Genomic DNA, 21309 nt, shown 5'->3' with positions numbered 1-21309 from the left:
AGTTGTTGGTGATTGAGGCCCCCAGGACAATTAATCTCGGCGGTTCTCTCAGCACCCCTGTTTCGCCTTAATTACTTGCCCCGCGGGGACTTAGGGGCGATAATCGGCACCGCTTGGCGGCCCAGCTTTATATAACTCAGATTTTAGCTGTCTTAGTTTGGAGACTTTTCGGCAGACCAGTACTAGAGAAACTTCCTCCACGAACTGCTAATGCCCAACTCACAACCAGATACGGATCAGTTGCTCCAACAGACGGTGGCCGGCGACCAGTCGGCGGCCCAGGAGTTAGTGACCCGCTTTCGACCGCGGCTGCGTCGCATGGTCGATGTTCATCTGGACCGTCGATTATCTGCCCGTGTCGATCCCTCGGACGTGGTCCAGGACGTACTCGCCGAAGCCTTCCAGCGGCTGCCGGTGTACGCCGACGAGCGACCCATATCGTTCTACCCCTGGCTCCGGCGGATCGCCTGGCAGCGACTCATCAAAGTTCATCGCACTCACTTGAAAGCCGCCCGCCGATCGGTCGAGCGCGAGGTGGATGCCGTGGTGCCAATTTCAGACAACTCCGTCGGGCAGTTGGTCGACCTGTTGGCGGTCAGTCAAACCGGACCAGCACTGAAACTTGTGAACGACGAACTTCGTGAGCGCGTGCGGACGGCATTGGACGGGCTCCGTCCGGCCGATCGCGAACTATTGGCCATGCGTTACCTCGAACACTTGTCCCTCAAAGAAATTGCCGAAACCACCGACGCCACGCTCGCCGCCACCCGCCGCCGTCATACCCGAGCTCTCGAACGGCTCGAACAAGCGTTGACCGACACCTGAACCCTTACCTCTCTCTTCTCCCATGCCTTCCAAAGTAGTTTCCAACGCCGATTCGATTGCCGTCGAGGGAACCTCTCTCGACGTCCTGGTCGACCGCATCAGCGAACTGGTCGAGGCGGGGAAGACGGGCGACGTTCAAACGCTTATCGGCGAGCATCCGCAGCACGCCGATCGACTGCGCACGCTACTACCCGCCATCGAAGCGATGGCAACCGTTGAAGGGCTATCAGTCGATGGGCTTTCGGCCAACGAGGTGACTGGCGACCGCGAACTTCGTGGGCAGTTGGGCGACTTCCGCCTCATTCGCGAGATCGGCCGTGGCGGGATGGGCGTGGTGTACGAGGCCGAGCAAATCTCGCTTGGCCGCCGCGTCGCGCTTAAGGTATTGCCGCTTGCGGCGACGCTCACACCGCAGCAGCTCGAACGTTTCAAAAATGAAGCCCGTGCGGCCGCCACGCTCCGGCATCCGCATATCGTGGGTGTCTACTCGGTGGGCGTCGAGCGGGGCGTGCACTACTACGCCATGGAACTGATCGAGGGGCAAACCCTGGGCCAAGCGATTGCCGAGCTCAGCCAGCAAACCACCGCCGACGGCGAACAGGCCTCGCCCGACGCCGAAACCGTTACCGCGGCCGGCTTGTCGACCGTTCGCACCAAGAGCCCACAGAAATACTACCGTCAGATGGCGCGGGTGATGGCCGACGCGGCCGACGCCATCGACTACGCCCACAACCAGGGCGTGCTGCACCGCGACATCAAGCCCGCCAACCTGATGCTCGACAGCCAGTCGCACGTGTGGGTGACCGACTTCGGCCTGGCGCGGCTCGAAACCGAGGCGGGCGTCACGCTCACCGGCGACATCCTCGGCACGCTGCGATACATGAGCCCCGAACAGGCGGCTGGCAAGACCGCGCTGGTGGACTATCGCACCGACATCCACGCCCTGGGAACAACGCTCTACGAGCTGGTCGCGCTGAAGCCCGCGTTCGCTGGCAGCGAGCGGGCCGACGTGCTGCGGCGGGTGATCGACGTGCCCCCCACGCCACTGCGACAAGTCGCGGCGAGTGTACCGGCCGATCTCGCAACCATCGTCAGCAAGGCAATGGAAAAAGACCCGGCCGATCGCTACCAGACCGCCAGCGAGCTGGCCGCGGACCTGCGGGCGTTTGCCGACGAGCGTTCGATCACTGCCCGGCCGCCCTCGATGGCCACCAAGATCAACCGTTGGGTGCGCCGGCATGCGGCGCTCGTGGCCGCTGCGCTCGCCCTGTTGCTCATGGCCACTGGGGGACTGGGGGCGGCCCTGGCAGTGATCGATCACGAACGGACCGTGGCGACTAAGAATGCCCAGCAGGCCGAGGACAACTACCGGTTAGCGCTGGACGCGGTCGACCAAATGCTGGCTCGCGTGGGTGACGAGAAGCTTAAGAATGTGCCGCTCATGGAAGAGGTGCGTCGCGAGTTGCTGCAGGACGCCGTCGGACTCTACCAGCAACTTCTCGATCGTGAAGCGGATGGACCGCAAGCTCGCATCGAGATGGGCATCGTCCATCAACGGCTCGCTAGTCTGCTAAACGAACTCGGCCGCCAATTCGAGGCAGAAACCTCCATTGCGCGTTCGCTAAAGTTACTTCACGCAGCGGCGGGAGCTGCGCCAGACGACTGGCGAGTGCGCTTGGAATTGGCTCGCAGCCTAATCCTTACCGGGCGTATACGCGAAGACATCGAGTCATTCTCACAGGGCATCGCCCTGCTCCGAGAGTTTCCGCCGGACTCTTCATATGCGAACGCGGCACATTTGGAACTCGCCAATGCTTTGAACCTCGCCGCCAACCTGATCGAAAAGACGGGCGACGTTGAGCAAACGGCACGTTCTTATGGAGAAGCCGAAGAACAGTTTGAGCAGCTCTTGGTAAACGACTCTCAAGAGGCATCACTGCAGCGGGCGTATGTCAAACTCCTTATCAATTATGGACTCTTTGTCGGTCGGGGCGGAGACCTGTCGGCCGAGACTGAAAAACTGCAGGAAGCCGTCACGATCGCGGGCAACCTCGCGCGGGAGAGTAGGCTGGCCGAGGATAGGCACCTCTACGGGTCGGCATTGCTAAATCTAGGCGCGGCCAAGCTAAAACGATCGATGCTGGAAGCGCAAGAACTTGGGCAGGCGTCGCCTGAGCTTTCCCTCGCGGCCGAAGACTTCAACGCGGCTGCAGACATTTATCGCGAGCTGGTCGAGGACTACCCCGCCACCGTCATCTACCGAGTTCGCCTGGCCTCTTCCCTGATGAACCTGGTGGGCTGTTTCATGGACGAGCCGGATAGCTTCCTGCCACCCGCCGAAGAAGCGATTGAAATCTTCGCCGAGCTGGCCGAGGAGTTTCCCAGAAATGCCGACTATCTAAGCGGCTACGGAGGCGCCCTGAGTAACCTGGGCACCCTCTTGCAACGAAACGGGATTCACCTGGATCGAGCCGAACTGCTTGTTACCGAAGCGATCGAGCAACAGCAACGCGCATTGGATCTGCGACCGAAGGATCCAACCGCCAACAGCTATTTGGCCAATCACTATCTGGCTCTAGCACAAATCGTAATCGACAAAGGTGGCGACCCGGAGGTCGTGCTTCAAGCGTGCGATGACGGCCTCGAGATCGTAAATCGCTTGCTCATTGACTATCCCGAGAATCCGCGCTTTCGTGGAAACCAAAACGAACTTGTGCGGCTGCGGGAATTGGCGTTGCGAGAGATCGAAGCGCGGAAGGAGCCAGACTCTGTATCGAAACGGCCCTAACAAGTTTTCGACTCATCTCACTATTCCTATCTAATCTTGACGCGAGGATCCGATGCTTTGTCATCCATGGACTTACTTTGCGGCGTGCTTCTTCTTGGTGGTCCAGCCAGTAGTGGCCGCTGAGTTTATCCCGCTCGGCAATCTTTCGCCAGATTATCCGTATAGCTCTCCCAGCGCCATCTCGTCAGACGGTACTGTTGTCGTCGGTCGTGCAAGGGTTACATCAGATGGCGTCGATGACGCCTTTCGTTGGACGGAATCGACCGGCATGGTCGGATTAGGGGTGTCAGATTACATGCTGGGCGGCACTTCCGGATCGGCAGCCGCGGTCTCGGGCGATGGCTCTCTGGTGGTAGGCAGGGGACCAGGCCCAAGTTCTTCCGGCGACGGAGGCCATGTATTTGTGTGGAACGAGGAAGCAGGACTGAGCTACATCGACCGACCAAGTAATGTGATCAACTGGTGGCCCACCAACTCAAGTTTGGACGGCTCGGTCATCGTGGGCGCACTGTTCACCGGTGTTGGCGAGATTCAAGCGTATCGCTGGACAACCGACGTAGGGACAGTGCCGCTTGGATTCTTACCTGGAACCGACGAGAGTTTTGTTGGCGATGTGTCGGGGGATGGTACGATTGTCGTTGGCTCTTCTGCCAGCGACGTCGATGACGTACGAGGCTTTCGCTGGTCGGAAGCCACCGGCATGATCGATTTGGGCCACGTCGACCTGACTGGCGAGGAAACAAGAAACGCCCCTATTGCGATTTCCAGTGACGGTACGACGATCGTGGGAAGCGATTCTCCACCGTTGTACGGTGGCCCATACCAACACGATGGCGAAACCTACGGTGGCCAAGCCTATCGTTGGACGGAATCGACCGGCATGGTCGGTTTGGGCGATCTTCCAGGCGGAGAGTTCAATAGCGCTGCCAGTGACGTTTCCGCAGACGGATCAGTAGTGGTCGGTCGCGCGACGAGTGAGTTGGGGCAAGTGGCTATCATTTGGGACGAAATCACAGGCATGCGATCGCTCGAGAGCATCCTAACGGCGGCCAACGTCGACCTTTCAGGTTGGGCACTGACCGACGCCGTAGCGGTCTCTGATGATGGTTTAGTTGTGACCGGAATTGGACGCAATTCTGACGGCTACGAGGAGGCGTGGCTCGTGCGACTCGACTCCAACGTGGTCCCCGAGCCAGCAACGAGTACCCTGGCGCTTGTCGTTTGCGCGGGATTATGCATGTTGCACTTGCGACGACACACTGCATACGCAAAGTGCTTACTTGCGCCGATAGTGTTCGCACTGCCGATGGGCCTCGCCCACGCCGCAATGTTCATTCCCCTGGGCGACTTGCCCGGAGGCGAGCGATCAAGTATCGCGTATGCAGTGTCTAACAATGCTGTCGTCGTCGGAGCGAGCTCTTCTGCACAAGGCGCACAGGAGGCCTTTCGCTGGGAGGCAGGGACCATGACCGGAATGGGTTCTTTGCCGAATGGCTGGCCTGGCAGCATCGCCAATGGTATTTCAGGGGATGCCTCCGTGATTGCAGGAGTGGGGTATGCACTGCTCGACCAGACACCGACCGCTCGAGCGGTTCGCTGGGAAAGTGGTTCCATGATGGCACTTGGTTCTCTACCGGGCGGCGAAGGGCTAAGTGGCGCCGCGGGCGTTTCCACAGATGGAACGACAATAGTAGGGTTCAGTGACTCGGCATCCGGTCCGCAGGCGTTTCGTTGGCAAGATGGCGTGATGAGCGGGCTGGGCGATCTGCCCGGCGGGGACTTCGAGAGCTACGGGCTTGCAGCGTCAGCCGACGGTTCGGTGATCGTCGGACAATCTCGAAGTGCAAATGGGATTGAGGCATTTCGCTGGGAGAGCGGCGTGATGGAAGGTCTCGGCGATCTGGAAGGTGGACGTTTTGAGAGTACGGCCCTGGATGTGTCGGAAGACGGATCCGTCGTTGTCGGTTCAGGTCGATACCTGGCTGAGAATGGCGTCTTTAGTTTTGAGCAAGCATTTCGCTGGGAAGATGGTGTCATGCAAGGCTTGCCATTCCCGGAAGGTTTTGACCGCAGTGAAGCGCACAGCGTAACGGCAGATGGTTCGATCGTCGTCGGATCGATGCGTTTAGGCAACGAGGCCGGCGATGCGTTTATCTGGGACGAAGTCCATGGCACCCGCAGCTTATCTGACGTTTTCACGAACGAACTGCAACTCAACCTCATGGGATGGGAGCTCTCGGATTATGGTTACCCAGTCCTCATTACACCTGACGGGGCAACCATTGCCGGAACGGGAATCAATCCTGACGGCTACCAGGAAGCTTGGCTGGTGAGGCTTGACTCTTCCCCAATTCCCGAGCCAGCGACGACCGCCCTGGCAGTTGCTTGCTGTGTTATGTTGCTCGTGATCAAGTCTACTCCTCGTGGGCTCCTTCGCATTCACCTGCCATTGATCATACTGTTTACTACATCGATGGATTCGATAGCTGCCGCTGAGTTCATTCCACTCGGTCATCTTTCGCCAGGCTATCCGAATAGCTTCCCGGGGGACATCTCCGGCGACGGCAGCGTGGTCGCTGGCGAAGCTCTAGTCGCTAATGGAAATGTGCATGACGCCTTTCGTTGGACCGAATCGACCGGCCTCGTGGAGTTAGGCGTAAGTGATTATCAGGATAACGGTGTCACTGCCACGGCCTCCGGCATCTCACGCGATGGATCGGTGATTGTAGGCGGTTCGAGCGAGGGCGGGTTTCGGTGGACGGAGTGGGCCGGCATTGAGCACTTTGATTCACCAGTTGCGGCCCTCGGCGTCAATGCGGATGGAACAGTGGTTATCGGCGACACCGCCGGTGATACACCGACCAACCTCCAGGCGTTCCGCTGGACGACTGACACCGGCGTGGTGCCCCTTGGCTATCTACCCGGCGGCAATTGGAGCCGCGCCGGAGGTGTCGCCGGCGATGGCTCGGTCGTAGTTGGCTTTTCCGCCTCGCCGCTGATGTTGATGCCCGACCGCTGGGAAGCTTTTCGTTGGACCGAAGCCACGGGAATGGTCGGCCTGGGCCATCTTCCTGGAGGAGGTGAGTCAAGCCGGGCCAGCGCGATCTCGGACGACGGTACAACGATCGTTGGATACTCCGATTCACCCTCGGGAAGACAGGCCATGCTTTGGACTGAAAGCACCGCAATGATCGGCCTCGGTGATCTACCGGGAGGAGCGTTCAATAGCTGGGCCCGCGACGTATCTGCCGACGGCTCGATAATTGTCGGTGGTGCTTCGACGTCCGACGGCCGCACAGCATTTATTTGGGATGAGTTTTCGGGCATGCGGTCGCTGGAGAGCGTTCTCGCGGCGGCCAATGTCGACTTCTCAGGTTGGCGACTCACCAACGCATTAGCTGTCTCTGACGATGGAAGAGCAGTGGCGGGATTAGGAACCAATCCCGACGGTCACCAGGAGGCGTGGCTGGTGCGACTGGACTCCAACGCGGTCTCCGAACCAGCGACGAATACTCTACTGCTCGTCATCAGTGCTGGAATTTGCATCTGTTGCGTAAGGCGACACATCGGATTTGCTAGGCTCTTGCATACGCGGGCGGTATCCAAGGACTGGGCTGGCTTCCAGCGCACGCAGAACTGTCCGTCCATACTTCGGATGTGCACGACATGACCCCAGACGGCAGCATTATCGTCGGCTACAGCGCTGGGGAAAGTGGACCCTCAAGTGCGTTTGTTTGGACTGAGGAAAGGGGCATGGAAGACTTTCTGGATGTTCTGAAAACTCGCCATGGCCTGGCAGCACAACTTGAGGATTGGCAGCTAGGTTGGCTTGGGGGTGTCTCGAGAAATGGCCAATTCTTTGCTGGTATAGGAGCAGGTCCAGACGGGCTCGTCCAACCATTTCTGGTTCGCCTCGATGCCCCATGGGGTACGACCGCCGTCCCCGAACCGTCCACGGTCCTGCTCGCACTGCTGGCCATTAGCTCCCTGGCGGTCTTTCGACGCGTAATCTAACAGCGACGAAACACTCCCGCTGCTTTCGGCGACTCCCGAGGCGCCCGTCTGTTTCGGCATAGGGCGCTTACGGCAAAGGCCGAGGCTCGGGAGGTTCCGGCTTGCATGCTGCCGCGATCGCGACCAATCAGGCCGAGCGTGTGTAAAAAAATTGCGGTAGAAGTGGCCCGCGAGGATGGTCTAATGAACGAGCAAAACTGCGCGCCCCCTGCGAGCGGGGCCCGTCAGGGCCGTGGTCGTGTGGAAGGCTGGTAGGTGAGTAGGTGAGTAGGTGAGTAGGTGAGTAGGTGGGCGGGAGGAGATGGCTCGAGCATAACTTCCCGATATTTTCTTCCCCCCTCACCTAACCTCTCCCCGCGAAGGGGGAGAGGGATTTCAAGAGGAAGTTATGCTCAAGCCATCGGCGATTTGAATCCTTGACCCCAGCCCCCAGCCCCTCAAGAGTTTTGGGCCAACTGGGAACGTTTTGGGCCAACCCAAAAAACATGCGGAGAACAACGCGGGGAGTTTTGTCCCCAGGAGAATGAAAAGAACCCTAGAAAACAAGCGGTTTGAGAACACCGAGGGGGGACAAAACCCCCGGAGTTTTGGGCCCATGCATATAGATCCCGGAAGTTGGCCCAAAACTCGCGCGGCGGAGGCCGATGCGAGGCGTCGTCCGCTTACGGCACAGGCCGAGGCTCGGGAGGTTTTCAACTTCCTCGCTCCCTCCAGAGGTTGCGGCACTTCAAATGAACAGGCCACTCTCCTCCGCAACATACTCGTCCCGTATGTCTTGAGGCGTTGATGGTTTCAAGGTTGTCAGGAATGTCGAGTTGGTCAAACAGGGTATTGAACCTCGTAGAATCGCCCGTGCAAGCAGACTCACGCCCCGCATCGGCCAGTTGGAGCCATTCTTCGTAACGGTACGGCATCAGGTAACGCTGTAGTTTCTCAGCACGCGAGATTTCCTTGCGTTCTCGGCGCGTCCTCTGTGTGGCGAGCCTAGCTTCCAGTTGAGCCAGCCGCGACGTTGCTGGGCCCCAGTTCCTCCGTTGCGGCCCACGTACTTGTTCACGACGGATCTCTAGATACGCCCGATTCGACGATGTCCTGCCGCACCACCTTTAGGTCGCCAATGCAAAATGCTTCAGCGGTTAAATCGGAATGGTTGGCCGTGCGGAACTCCCCCGCGCGGCGGATACAGTAGACTTCGCTGGTTACTTTGCCGTTTTTGCGGTAGTAGCTCTCAGCGTGCTAGATGTAACGAGCCGCCAAGTTACCGAAGGTGAGTGATGGAGCGGGGGCAACTTGTGTTTTGGCAGATGTCGCCGGTGGCGTGATGGGGCGACTGGCCAGCAGATCAGCGACAATGCGCGCGCAGGCTTCTCGGGATTCGTCCGAGCCGAACTTGCCCAAGTAGATGGACCGCTGCTTAATCTTCACAACGGCGAGGCCAGAGGGCTTGTGAAGCGAGTAGGCGGTACTCGAGGCTTACGTGGCATGCCTGCGTCCTTTCGGTTGTACGATTACAACCAAAACGAGGGTGACTACAGGCTGCACGGCAGAAGTGCCGGATACGCTAACTCGCGTCTGCCAAAGGGTTTAACAGAAGTGGGCACGACAGAACTCGAATCTGTGACCTCTTGCATGTCAAAACGCCCACGAATCACGAGAGTTTCGGCGTTTCCCTCTGGTTTCATAGGATCATACACCCCTGTATTCGCCGTTGCAAATGGTTTCTTTGGATTGCATTTGATACTATTTATGCACAGTAGGGTCGAAGCTGCCAAAACGGTAGACTACCGTTTTGCGCTTTCTAGCGTGAACGCATGATGTGTGGCCTGAGGGTCCAGGAGGCCGTCTGGCGCCGCGTCTTGGCCGCCGCGGGAAAGGGTGGATTAGGGCAGAAACGCCCCAACGGGGGCAATCTTGGCGACTGTGCGTCGGCCTCTCGCCTGAAGGGAAGTGCTCGCCGGTTCGTCGAAAAGGAGCGGGCGTCACGCCGGCCAAGCTCGGGACCGTGGATGGTCCAACCCAAAGACTCCACGCCCCCAAATGATACCAGTTGTGGGGTAACTCCACCCGATCTGCCGATGAGGGGCCAGCTGGACGCACTGGACTTCGGTCAGCTGGCTCAGATCAGGCCCTGCTTCCGCGCCATTTCCTCGCCCGCCTCCCAGGCCGACTCCGGCAGCGCGTCGCACTGCCGCTGCGCCTCCTCCGGCGTCAGGCGCTTCGGATTCGGTGGATACCCCGGTTTGGTCCGCGGATCGAATCTAGTCGAATCGCGGCTGCTGGTCGCCTCAGTCGAGGGTTCTTGGTGGGGCTCTTGGGGCATTTTGGTCGTGCCTCGCTGCTCGAACGCAGGGACGTACATGTTGCTTCTCCGCAGATAACATACGGCACTATAGCACAACTGCCCAACGGTACGTCGCCTTGGCGTCCAATGTCAGTGTCACGTGGCCGTCACAAGTTGAAGTCTTTTAACCTGCCTGCGAGTCCATCCGGGACTCGTAAGAACCTCACAAAGCGTGGAAGACTTACCGATTCTCCATGCCCGCGGCGCAGTATGCGGCGCTGTTGGCGCTGTCTCGGCCCCAATCGAATCCGCGCACCGAACTGCCATTCTAAACTGGGCACTTTGAGGGTGGCTGCTGCGACCTGCGTACGACCTTTCCGACGGAAATCGACAACGCTTTGGAAGCATCGCGCTGAAGTCATTCCAGCAAGGGGCGACACTGGCAGCTGCTCTTCTTGGCAATGAGTGTTATCGCTTCGACTTCTTAGTTGAGTACTTAAGCCTGCATGGCCGACCACCTTGGCGGTTCGGTCGCAGGAGAATGGAGCGAACTGAACGGATTGATCCACGCTTTAGGGAATGGTGCAATCCAGACGGATCTCCTAGAAGTTAAATCCTAACGCCAATCGTCGAAGACGACGGCCAGTGAAGACTCGAGTGTCGCTGGCGACCTTTGTGATCGCCGTTCTTCGCTAGCTAGGGAGTCTACTGGCTGTGAATTTTCGCTATCGTGCTCTTGCTGGTCCAGCAGCAGAAGTAGTGATGGCTGGTCATTGGTGCCGCTTGACGTCGTCGTTGACTCACCACGGGATGATTGGGTCGCGGTCGCATCAGGTTCCGGCGAATTGTACGCGGCAAAGGCTGCGTCAGTTGCAGGATTTGATGCGTCGCCAGTTGCTTCCGATCCAGTAGTTGCCGACGCACTCATTGCGGCAACGGTAGCAGTTAGTGCCGCGACTGGCACTGGATAAGTGTTGCCGAAGTTGTCTTTCCAGAGTTGGTAGTCTGCCGCGTCGACACCGTTCATGCCGTCGCCGTTATCGTTGATGCTGCTTTCGTCTGACGCGCCCAGGTTGTTGCGCCAGACGACGTAGTCGGCGAGATTGACTCGGCCATCTCGATTGAAGTCCCCAAAAGACGGCTCTTCGACATCCTCGACGGTGACAAGAACCGTTTGCATTGTTGTACCCAACTGTCCGTCAGTGGCTTCGACCGTCACTTCGTAGACATTGTTGCCATCCGAGTCCACAGGCATCTCGAAGTCGGGGGCTTCATTGAAACTGAGTTCGCCGGCACTGGTGATAGAGAAACTGGCTTGGTCGGCCCCACCCACGAGCGTAAAGGTGATGTCTTGAGCCGGCAGATCCGCGTCCGTCGCTGTAACGGTCAGCACGCTGGTCGTGTTTTCGTCGACGCCTACTGCACTGGGCGAAGTGAACACCGGATCGTTGTCATTCACTGGAACGACCGTGACCAAGATCGCCTGGAAGGTCGGCGAGACGCCGTCCGTAGCCTGTACAATGACCACATAGATACCGTCGCCGTTTGCATCGGTTGGCGACTCAAAATCGAGTCCTTCGACAAGTGTCAGCTCTCCGCCACTTGTAATATCGAACTTCGCCTGATCGGCACCGCCAACGATGCTGTACGTAATCGCCTGTGGAGGCTGGTCGGTGTCCGTGGCCACCACTGTGAGTAGGGCCGTCGTGTTTTCCTCGACATCGACAGTATCAGGAGTCGTAAATATCGGGCTGTTGTCGTCGACTGGTGTCACGCTGACGTTTATCGTCTGTGTCTGCTCACCGCCAGCCCCGTCATAGGCCAGGATGGTCACCTCGTACGTGTTGTTTCCATCGACATCAGCAGGCTGTTCGTAATCAGGACTGGCGGCGAAGGATAGCGTACCGTCTTCAGTAATCATGAAGGCCGTTTCGTCAGTTCCACCGACGATCGAGTAAATGAGCGTCTGCTCTGGCAAGTCTGCGTCCGTAGCCGCGACAGTGAGAACGGCCGTGGTATTCTCCTGCACGTCAACAGCGGAAGGCGTCGTGAATACCGGCAGATTGTCGTTCTCAGCGGTGACCGTGACGAGCATATCTTGCGTTGCCGTGCCACCGTCGCCATCGCTCGCTTCGACGGCCACCTCGTAGATATTGTCGCCGTCGGCATCCGTGGGAGCTTCGTAGTCGGGTGGTGCGACGAACGACAGTTCGCCTTGCTCAGTGATCGTGAATGCGCCATCGTCCACTCCACCAACGATGGAGAAGTTGACCAGTTGTGGCGGATAATCAGCATCGGTTGCCGTTACGGTAAGCACCGAAGCTGAATTCTCCGCTACGGCTACAGCATTGGGAGAGCTAAAGACTGGATCAGTGTTGACCTTATCGAGGAACAGCACTCGCACGGCACCACGGTTGAGTCCACCCAGATCGGCGAGTTCCGAGCCCACAGCCAGGTCGATGACCCCATCGCCGTTCAAATCGCCAAGCGACGTTACGCCGCTTCCGAATGACTCGTCGTCGGCAATCGTTGGGCCGCCCGACAGGTCGCTGGCGATCTTTCCCGTCCCTTTCACGCTACCGTCGGAGTTCAGATACAATACATGCACGGCTCCACGATCCGCTCCGCCGGAATCGTCGTAGGCGGCACCCACCGCGAGATCGGCCACGCCATCGCCATCCAGGTCACCGACCGGTGAAACGGAGAAGCCAAAGTTGTCGCCATCGGTGAGCGTTGGTCCTCCGAGCGTGTCGCTGGCGATTTTCTGGTAGCTTGCCACCGTGCCATCGGGATTCATAAACAAGACGTACACGGCCCCACGATTGTCGCCGCCCGTATCGTCTCTCACTGAGCCAACCACGAGTTCACCGCGTCCATCTCCATTGAGATCATCGATCGCTGTGAGCGAACGCCCGAAGAAGTCGTCATCTGACAACACGGGCCCACCACCGACTCCGCTTGCGATCTTCTGGCTGCTCTTCACCGTGCCATCAGTGTTCAAGAAAAGAACGTGCACCGCTCCGCGTTGCGGGCCGCCGGTACTATCAGAAAGAGACCCCACGGCCAGGTCGGTCATTCCATCGCCGTCGAAGTCACCCAGTGATCCGACAGCCCAGCCAAATTGGTCGCCGTTTCCGATTGAGGGACCGCCATTCAACCCATTGGCAATCTTGGTGCTGTTCTTGACAGTGCCATCAGTGTTCATAAACAGGACGTAGACCGCTCCAGGTCCTGAACCGCCGCTCAAGGTACCATTGGCCCCCACCGCCAATTCCGTCACGCCATCGCCATCGAGGTCGCCTAGGGCCGTGATCGAACGTCCAAATTGGTCGAGGACTCCCAAGGACGGACCACCTGAGGTGTTGTGCGCGATCTTCGTGTCGTTCTTCACCGTGCCATCGGCGTTCATGAAGAGCACGTAGATGGCACCACTGCGAGAACCTCCTGTGCTATCGCCTGTGGCACCGACAGCCAGATCAGAAATGCCGTCGTTGTCTAGGTCGCCAATGTTGGCCACTGAATTGCCTAGATACGCGTTGTCAGCGACCACCGGACCATTGCCGATTCCGCTTCCTATCGCAACGGTTGACGCCGGATCAACCGTACCATCACTCGCTCGTACAATCGTCGCCCGATAGTCCTCGACCTCGCCATCAATTGCCAGTCCCACCGGATCGGCTGCTGCCACATCGGAACTCAAGCGGAAGCGGGCGTAGGTCGTGCCCGTTACACCATACGGAATGCTGGGAAATATCAGTGTAGCAATCTCACCGTCCGTCCCGGCGGGAACCGCAACGCTAGCACGCTCGGTGGCATTATCGAAGACGCCGTCGGCGTTGTAATCCACCCACCCATACAACGTGGCAGGATCAGCGGTCGTGTTCGTTACCCACAAGTTAATCGAGGGCGTCGTGCCAACCGTCAGCACCAAATCATTGGCCGGGTTTGACACACCATCTTCGTCATCAGGCAATGCCGCCCCGACATCGTCTGCCTGGGCCAGAAAGTTCTGTAAGTCGCCCGGGTCGCCATCCACGCTGGCACCCAATCGCAACCCGTCGACAATGCGATGTCGTGGACCGTTGTCGCTAAATAATGTTTGATAGTCGTTGATGTCCGTTCCCGGTTGCACATCCGGCGCGTCGCCTAGATCGGTATTCGAGACAACAGTTATACTCAGCATCTGAGTTGTTGTCCCGCCTTGACCATCATTTGCCTCGATCGTCACTTCATAGACGTTGTCGCCGTTGGCATCCGTCGGGCTGAAGAAATCGGTGACGACATCGAAAGTCAATTGGCCCGCTGGGTCAAGCGAAAACTGATCAACATCCTCGCCGCCCGCAAGAGTGTAAGTGACCGTTTGTGCGGGAAGATCGTCGTCGATGGCGGCGATCTGCAATACATCGGTCATCCCTTCGAGTACTTCATGTTGGTCTGGCGTAATGAACACCGGATCATTGTCGTTCTCGGGTGTCACCATCACCGTGATTGACTGCTGACTCAAACCACCGAACCCGTCACTCGCTTCGACGATCACCTCGTAAACGTTGTCGCCGTTGAAGTCCATTGGCACCTCAAAGTCGGCAGGTGAGGCGAAGGAGAGAACGCCGCCCGGGGAAACGTCGAATTGCCCCTGGTCGGCGCCACCCGCCACCGAGAACGTAATGGATTGTGTGGGCGCATCGTCATCGGTGGCGGTCAACGAAAGGATGCCAGTGATATTCTCGGGTACGTCAACGGAAGAAGTTGACGTGAAGATCGGATCGTTGTCGTTCACTGGCGTCACGTTGACTAGGAGCGACTGGGTAGCCTCACCCTCCTGGCCGTCGCTCACGCGGACTACGACCTCGTAGATGTTGTCGCCGTTGTCGTCCGAGGGGGTCTCGAAATCGGGTGGACTGGAGAAGCTGAGCACGCCACCGCTAGTAATAGAGAAGCTTGATTGATCGTTGCCGCCAACAAGCGAGTAAGATAGCGTTTGCGGGGGCAAATCACTGTCCTCTGCCGTTACGGTGAGTACGGTCGTCGAATTTTCCGGGACATTGACTGAAGTTGGCGAAGTGAACACCGGATCGGTGTTGAGATCATTCAGGAACAATACGTAAGCCGCCCCACGGTCCGGTCCGCCGGTGGCATCGTTGGCGGCTCCTACGATCAGTTCCGTGACGCCATCTCCGTTCAGATCGCCAATGGCACTCACCGAGTCTCCAAATTCGCCACCTACATTTAGTGACGGACCGCCATTGATGTTACCGGCGATTTTCTGGCTCTCTCTCACCGTGCCGTCGGAGTTCATGAATAGGATGTGGATCGCACCGGTCGTGTCGCTTGCCGTCCGATCGAAGCGTGCCCCTGCAACAAGATCATCCACGCCATCGCCATCCAGATCGCCCGCAGTCTCAACCGCGGCGCCAAACGCAACGCCGGCTGGCAACAAGGGGCCACCGCCGATGTCGCTGCCAATCTTCTGCGTTGACTTAACGGTGCCATTAGGATTCAGCGACAGGATGTAAACAGCACCAGCACTCGCACTATTGGCGGGGGCCCCGACAACGAGTTCGGGGCGTCCATCACCGTCCAGGTCGCCCAGCGTACTCACCGAACGGCCAAACTGATCGCCGTCGGCCAGGACGGGTCCTCCATTGAGACCACTGGCAATCTTCTGAGTGGCCTTCGCGGTCCCATCGGCATTCATATACAGCAGGTGCACCGCTCCACGATCCACGCCGCCGGTATCATCTTGATTTGCGCCCACCGCCAAGTCGACAATCCCATCCCCGTCGAGATCCCCCACGGCCGACACTCCAACGCCGAAGAGATCGCCGTTTGACAGTGCCGGCCCTCCACCCGTGCCACTGGCAATCATCTCAAAACTCTTGACGCTCCCGTTAGGGTTCATGAACAACACAAAAACTGCACCACGGTTAGTTCCGCCAGTGTCTACTGCTATTGCTCCCACGGCGAGGTCCGTCACACCGTCCGCATCCAGGTCGCCCAAGGAAGCGATGGAGTGACCGAAACGATCAAAACCATTGAGCGCCGGACCGCCGTTGAGGCTGCTGGCGATTTCTGTTTGGTCCTTGATCGTGCCATCTGGGTTCATGAAGAGCACGTACACCGCACCGCGACCCGAATCGTCGCCAATCGCTCCGACGGCCACATCGCGCACGCCGTCGCCGTCGAGGTCACCAATCCCTTCGACGGCCCGGCCGAACAGATCAAGGTCTTGCAGGGCTGGGCTGCCGGCTATGCCCGAGGCGATCTTTTGCGTGGCGGTTGAATCCACCGTCCCGTCGCTCTGGGCCGTGATCGAGACGCGGTAGTCTTCGACCTCGCCATCCAGGGCAAGCCCCGTCGAGTCGGCGGCTGCCAAATCGGTGCTGAGGCGGAATCGGGCGTAGGTGTCGCCGGCCAAGTCGCCGGTTACCATGGGTAAGGTCAACATCGCGATTTCGTTGATCGTTCCGCTTGGCACGGCGACAGCTGCGCGCTCCGTGGTATTGTCGAACGCTCCGTCCCCGTTGTAGTCGACCCATCCCCAGAGAATCGCGGTCGTTCCCGTGCTGTTGGTGACACGCATGGCGATTGTCGGCGTCGTACCGATCGTCAATTGCAGATCGGTCGCCGGACTGACCAGCCCGTCCTCGTCATCGGGCAAGGCGGCGTCTAAGTCGTCCGCCAGTGCTGATGAGTTGCTAAGCAGCCCATCGTCGCCATCAATAGCACTCCCCAATTGCAGCCCAGTGACGAGCGTATGCCTGGCCCCATTGTCCGCTGCGAGAGTCTGATAGTTGCCAGCACCGGTTCCCACGCCGGAATCTGGAGCGTCGCCGAAGTCGGTTCCCGACACCACACGGACGCTGATCGGCTGGGTAGTAAATTCGCCTGCTCCATCGCTGGCTGTCACCAACGCCTCGTAGACATTGTCGCCATTGGCATCGCTGGGGGCGTCGTAATCGGGAGGCGTAATGAACGACAGCAAACCGCTGCTGTCAATCGAAAAACGGTTGAGGTCGGCGCCACCTTCTAAATCGTAGGAAATGGCCTGTTCAGGTAGGTCCGCGTCTGTCGCTACGACCGTCAGGACGTCCAGCGTGCCTTCTACAACGTTCGCGGTGGAAGGAGAAGTAAAAACAGGCGCATTGTCGTTGGTGGGAGTAACGGTGATCGTCACCACACGATACAAGGAAGAAAAGCCGTCGCTGATCCCGACGGTCACTCGATAGGTGTTGTCCTGGCCTTCGTCAGCGGGAGATTCGTAATCGGGAGCCTCCTTAAACGACAGTACGCCGTCGTTGGTAATGGAGAATAGATTTGCATCGAAGGAAGGCGATATGGAAAAAGTGATTGGTTGGCTCGGTAGATCGCCGTCCGTTGCGGTGACGGTCTGAACCACCAGCGTATTTTCTGGCATCTCCACCGCGGCCGGGGAGGTAAACTTCGGTGAATAATCGTTGACGGGCGTAACCGTCACGCTGATCGTCTGGCTCACAGTCCCACCATCGCCATCGTTTGCCTCGACAGTGACGACGTAGACATTGTTGCCGTTGGCGTCGACAGGCATTTCGAAATCGGGTGCATCGATGAAGGAGAGTTCGCCATCTGATGTAATGGCGAATTTATCCTGGTCCGCGCCGCCGGCGATGGAGAACGTGACTACCTGTGGTGGGGCTTCGGCATCATCGGCCGTCACGGTCATCACGGAGGTCGAGTTCTCGGGCACATCCACTGCTGCAGGAGAGGTGAACACAGGTGGCGTGTTAATCAACTCTTCGCCGAGAAACAGCATGTGAACCGCACCGCGATTGATGCCGCCGGTGTCGTCAAAATTGGCGCCCACGGCCAGGTCGGTGATGCCGTCCCCGTCGAGGTCACCCATCGACGTGATGGAAACACCGAAGCGATCGTCGTTCGACAGAGTCGGTCCGCCATTCGTGCCACTGGCAATCTTGTGGCTCTTTTTGACGGTGCCATCGGTGTTCATGAACAGCACATGAATTGCACCGCGGGCGCTTCCACCCGTGTCGTCGTAGTAGGAACCCACCGCCAGGTCAGTCACGCCGTCTCCGTCCAGGTCACCCAGTGACGCTACCGAACGGCCAAACTGATCACCGTCGGTCAGCGTTGGGCCGCCGGCCGTGCCGCTGGCAATCTTCTGCGTGCTCTTCGCCGTGCCGTCGGAGTTCATGAATAGGATATGGACTGCGCCGCGATCGCTTCCGCCCGTGTCGTCGCCCACCGCTCCTACGGCAAGGTCCGTGACTCCGTCGCCATCGAGGTCGCCAATGTTGGCAAGGGAACTGCCAAACTTATCGCCGTCGGTGAGCTGAGGACCGCCGTTACTATTGCTCGCGATATTCCGCTGCAAACCGGGGTCTCCATCCGAGTCCATGAAGGCGACATAGACCGATCCTCGATCTGCTCCACCGGTGTCGTCGCCGTAAGCACCCACTGCAAGGTCGAGAATCCCGTCGCCGTCTAGGTCGCCAATGCCAGTTACCGAACGACCAAAGTAAGCACCAGGATTTGCATAATTGGTGAATGAGTTCGAGGATTTTCGAGTACCGTTTGCATTCAGATACACGACATGAAGACGCCCAACGTTGGTGCCATTGGAAACATCAGCTCTCTCCGCGCCCACGGCCACGTCCGTAATTCCATCGCCGTCAAGATCACCAATTGACGCTACTGAGCTGCCAAAGTAGTCACCATTCGCCAACCCGATCTGACCGGAGGAAATCACCGACTCAGCTCTAGCCGAACCGTCAGGATTCATCAAGAATATATGAAGGACCCCTCGTTCGTTGCCAATAGTATCATCTCCGTTGGCGCCTACTGCTAAGTCTGTGATGCCATCACCATCGATGTCACCAATCGCGGCAACCGATCGCCCAAAATAATCGCTATTGTCTAGCGTGGGCCGGCCAATGCCGTTATGGGCAATCTTTTCGCTCTTTGCATTGTCAACCAAACCACTGCTGCGGGCAGTCACATTGACCCGGTAGTCTTCCACCTCCCCATCCGCTGCGGCGCCTGTTGGACTAGCAGCCGCCGTATCGGTGCTCAGTCGGAACCGTGCGTAGGTAGTGCCTGCAATGCCGTCCGGCACGGTGGGAAACAGGAGCGTAGACACACCATCGGTCGTGCCATTGGCGACATTCACCGACGTTCGCTCCGTCACATTGTCGAACACCCCATCGGTGTTATAGTCGATCCAACCGTAGAGCGTGGCCGTCGAGCCGCTGGTGTTCGTGACCCATACGTCGATTGTGGGCTGGGTGCCCTCGGTCAGCACGAGGTCAGCAGTGGGATTGACCAAGCCATCTTCGTCGTCGGGTAGCGCGGCGTTGACGTCGTCGGCGTTCGCGGCAGCGTTCTGCAGAGCGCCTCCGTCGCCATCGACACTGGCGCCCATTTGGAGGCCGACGACAATCGTATGCTGCGGACCGTTGTCCGTGGAGAGCGTATTGTAATTGCCGACGCCTGTTCCCAACGCCGTATCCGGCGCGTCGCCGAAGTCGACCGCCAGTAGCCGACGGTCTTCCAGGTGCTCGAATCTGGCTCGGCGCATCGATGGCCGCGGAAATGTCGTCTTGGGAGTGCGCTTCCGGGTGGCTGCAGGAAACAGTGGGCGTAATCCAGCAAGCAAGTCCGACCGCTTCATCGCAAGCCCCCCCAACTAGATGAGAATCAACAGACGTGAGACCCCGCAAGAATAAACGTTGGCGACACGTGCTGTCAAATTATGCGATGGGCGGTTCTTACTGGTAAACTGCTAGGATAAGCGAGTCGTCAAAGGCCAGAACGACGAATCTAATCGTCCGAAGTCTAGAGGTTTCCTGGTTCGTCGACCAGAATGAGCCGTTCGATCTCGTTTGTCTTCAACCCCAACCCTATAGGCTGACGCACACCAGGGAGTACGACTACATCGTAAAGCTCCGTTACGAGCGCTCCGTCCAAGCGCACCCAGTGTGCGACTGTGCCGCTTCGCACATCAATGACTTGCAGACCACACTGCGCCTCAGCGTTGCGGGCCTGAAGGCGATCGTCAAGTGCGAGCCCATTGAAGCTAGCGTGTCTTGGCTTCGAGAGTGTGACAATCGCGTAGTCGCCGATAAAGCTGAGCCCGCGCAGGTATCCAGGGCAAAAGGCGACGGGATCGAACTGGCCCGTGTCGAGATTGATCGTGCCCAACTCTCCGGTCCCAGAATTCAGCACCCACAAGCTGTCGCGGTACCATCGCGGTGAGTGAGGCATTGAGAGCCCTCGTGCGATCATCTCGCCAGAGTGAACGTCGACCACGCACCCGCCATCATGCCGACGATCTCGCCACCCATCCACCACATCGGTGTCGGCCACCGCAGTCACGAAGGCAGGCCGACCATTTCGCATGGCCAGTCCATTCAAGTGACAACGGTCCTCGGGCACCAAAGCACTCAGGAAAGGAGGTCGCCACAACGGCTGGAAACTGGCGCGCTGGCTGAGTGTTGCCAAGCAGCCAAACAAAGTGCACACGAAAACTACTCTCCCATCCGAATCCACGGCGATGTCGTGAATATCTAGATCGCCGGTGGTGTAACCGACCCGGGGCACATACGCGACGTCATAACCTCGTTCTGTCCACGCTTGGTGAGTTGTGGAACCACCTGCTTCGTGATCCGTCCGGTACGGGACTGCCGCCGCAGGAACCTGCTGAAACCGCCATAGTTGAAACTTAGAGCTGAGCCAAAGCTCTTGGGAGTCGTCGGATGCCCACAACCCCATACAATGGTTGAAAGTCCGCTCAAACACGGAGATTCCATTATCGGGCTTTCGCCCGAGAAAGAAGACTTTCCCAGTCTGGTAGGTCGTGAAACCCAAACTGATGTCGAACTCACCGAGCCAATCCATGAAGTGACGAGACGTTTGTACGGTCACCCATGGTTCTGCGTTTGCGGTACTTTGTTTCGGTGGATTGCTATGCTCGGGTCCTATCGGATCGGCCATGGTAATTGAATGTGGATCGGAGACTGAAGGCTGGGATCGGATGAGTCGCAATAAAGATCAGATGGGGAGCAGCCTTCTCACCGAGCGTGACCGCAGCCCAAGTTGCATCAAGTGAATCTAGGCTTTGTAGCTACTCTCCCGCTTCATCACCATAAGCGGCCCCTATTGCGACGGTCAACCTTCAGGTGCCATTGCGTGACTGGCTCGCGTAATCTTCTAAGGTCATTTGTCCAACTGAGCCTCTCCGCCGAGGGCCGTGGTCTTGTGGCGCGAAGCAATATCGGAACTGCGTGCGTACGCTACGATGCCACCGGGGCTCACTGAGAATTTCAACTGTTAGGTTCCTATGGTTAGAAATGTGCGCCAACTGCTGCGCCATGGGGATGGGGAATCGGTCATTTCCCCTCTGTTTTTG

8 protein-coding genes are annotated in these 21309 nt (G+C 58.4%); 4 read left to right on the top strand and 4 right to left on the bottom strand.

Annotated elements, in window-relative coordinates; translation table 11 throughout:
• The first annotated feature begins 210 nt into the window (after positions 1–210).
• Genes NG895_RS07040 through NG895_RS30835 form a run of 4 tightly spaced genes read left to right on the top strand, consistent with a single transcriptional unit; the run spans position 211 to position 7627 of the window.
• Entirely contained in the window at positions 211–825 is a 615-nt protein-coding gene (locus NG895_RS07040; protein WP_252851765.1) for a sigma-70 family RNA polymerase sigma factor, read from the top strand.
• A gap of 22 nt (positions 826–847) precedes the next feature.
• The gene (locus NG895_RS07035; RefSeq protein WP_252851764.1) at positions 848–3613 is read left to right on the top strand and encodes a serine/threonine-protein kinase; all 2766 of its coding nucleotides are present in this window, start codon (positions 848–850) and stop codon (positions 3611–3613) included.
• 52 nt (positions 3614–3665) lie between these two features.
• The gene (locus NG895_RS07030; protein WP_252851763.1) at positions 3666–7283 is read left to right on the top strand and encodes a hypothetical protein; all 3618 of its coding nucleotides are present in this window, start codon (positions 3666–3668) and stop codon (positions 7281–7283) included.
• Positions 7280–7627, top strand: coding sequence for a PEP-CTERM sorting domain-containing protein (locus NG895_RS30835; RefSeq protein WP_425267211.1), 348 nt, complete (start codon positions 7280–7282; stop codon positions 7625–7627). The genes NG895_RS07030 and NG895_RS30835 overlap by 4 nt, the downstream gene beginning before the upstream one ends.
• A gap of 1236 nt (positions 7628–8863) precedes the next feature.
• Here NG895_RS30835 and NG895_RS07020 read toward each other — a convergent pair.
• The 4 genes from NG895_RS07020 to NG895_RS07005 all read right to left on the bottom strand — a co-directional run bounded on the left by NG895_RS07020 (position 8864) and on the right by NG895_RS07005 (position 20894).
• On the bottom strand, positions 8864–9052 hold the full coding sequence (locus NG895_RS07020) for a hypothetical protein (protein ID WP_252851761.1): 189 nt from the start codon (positions 9050–9052) through the stop codon (positions 8864–8866).
• 691 nt (positions 9053–9743) lie between these two features.
• Positions 9744–9986 (bottom strand): hypothetical protein, encoded by a 243-nt coding sequence (locus NG895_RS07015; RefSeq protein ID WP_252851760.1) that lies wholly within the window; start codon positions 9984–9986, stop codon positions 9744–9746.
• Positions 9987–10524: 538 nt separating this feature from the next.
• Positions 10525–19479, bottom strand: a complete 8955-nt coding sequence (locus NG895_RS07010) for a beta strand repeat-containing protein (protein WP_252851759.1) — start codon at positions 19477–19479, stop codon at positions 10525–10527.
• A gap of 257 nt (positions 19480–19736) precedes the next feature.
• Entirely contained in the window at positions 19737–20894 is a 1158-nt protein-coding gene (locus tag NG895_RS07005) for a TIGR03032 family protein (protein ID WP_261360703.1), read from the bottom strand.
• Positions 20895–21309: the final 415 nt, after the last annotated feature.

The organism is Aeoliella straminimaris, from assembly GCF_024054565.1.
In the GTDB taxonomy this organism is placed as follows: Bacteria; Planctomycetota; Planctomycetia; order Pirellulales; family Lacipirellulaceae; genus Aeoliella; species Aeoliella straminimaris.
This window is presented reverse-complemented; position numbering and strand designations above follow the sequence as displayed.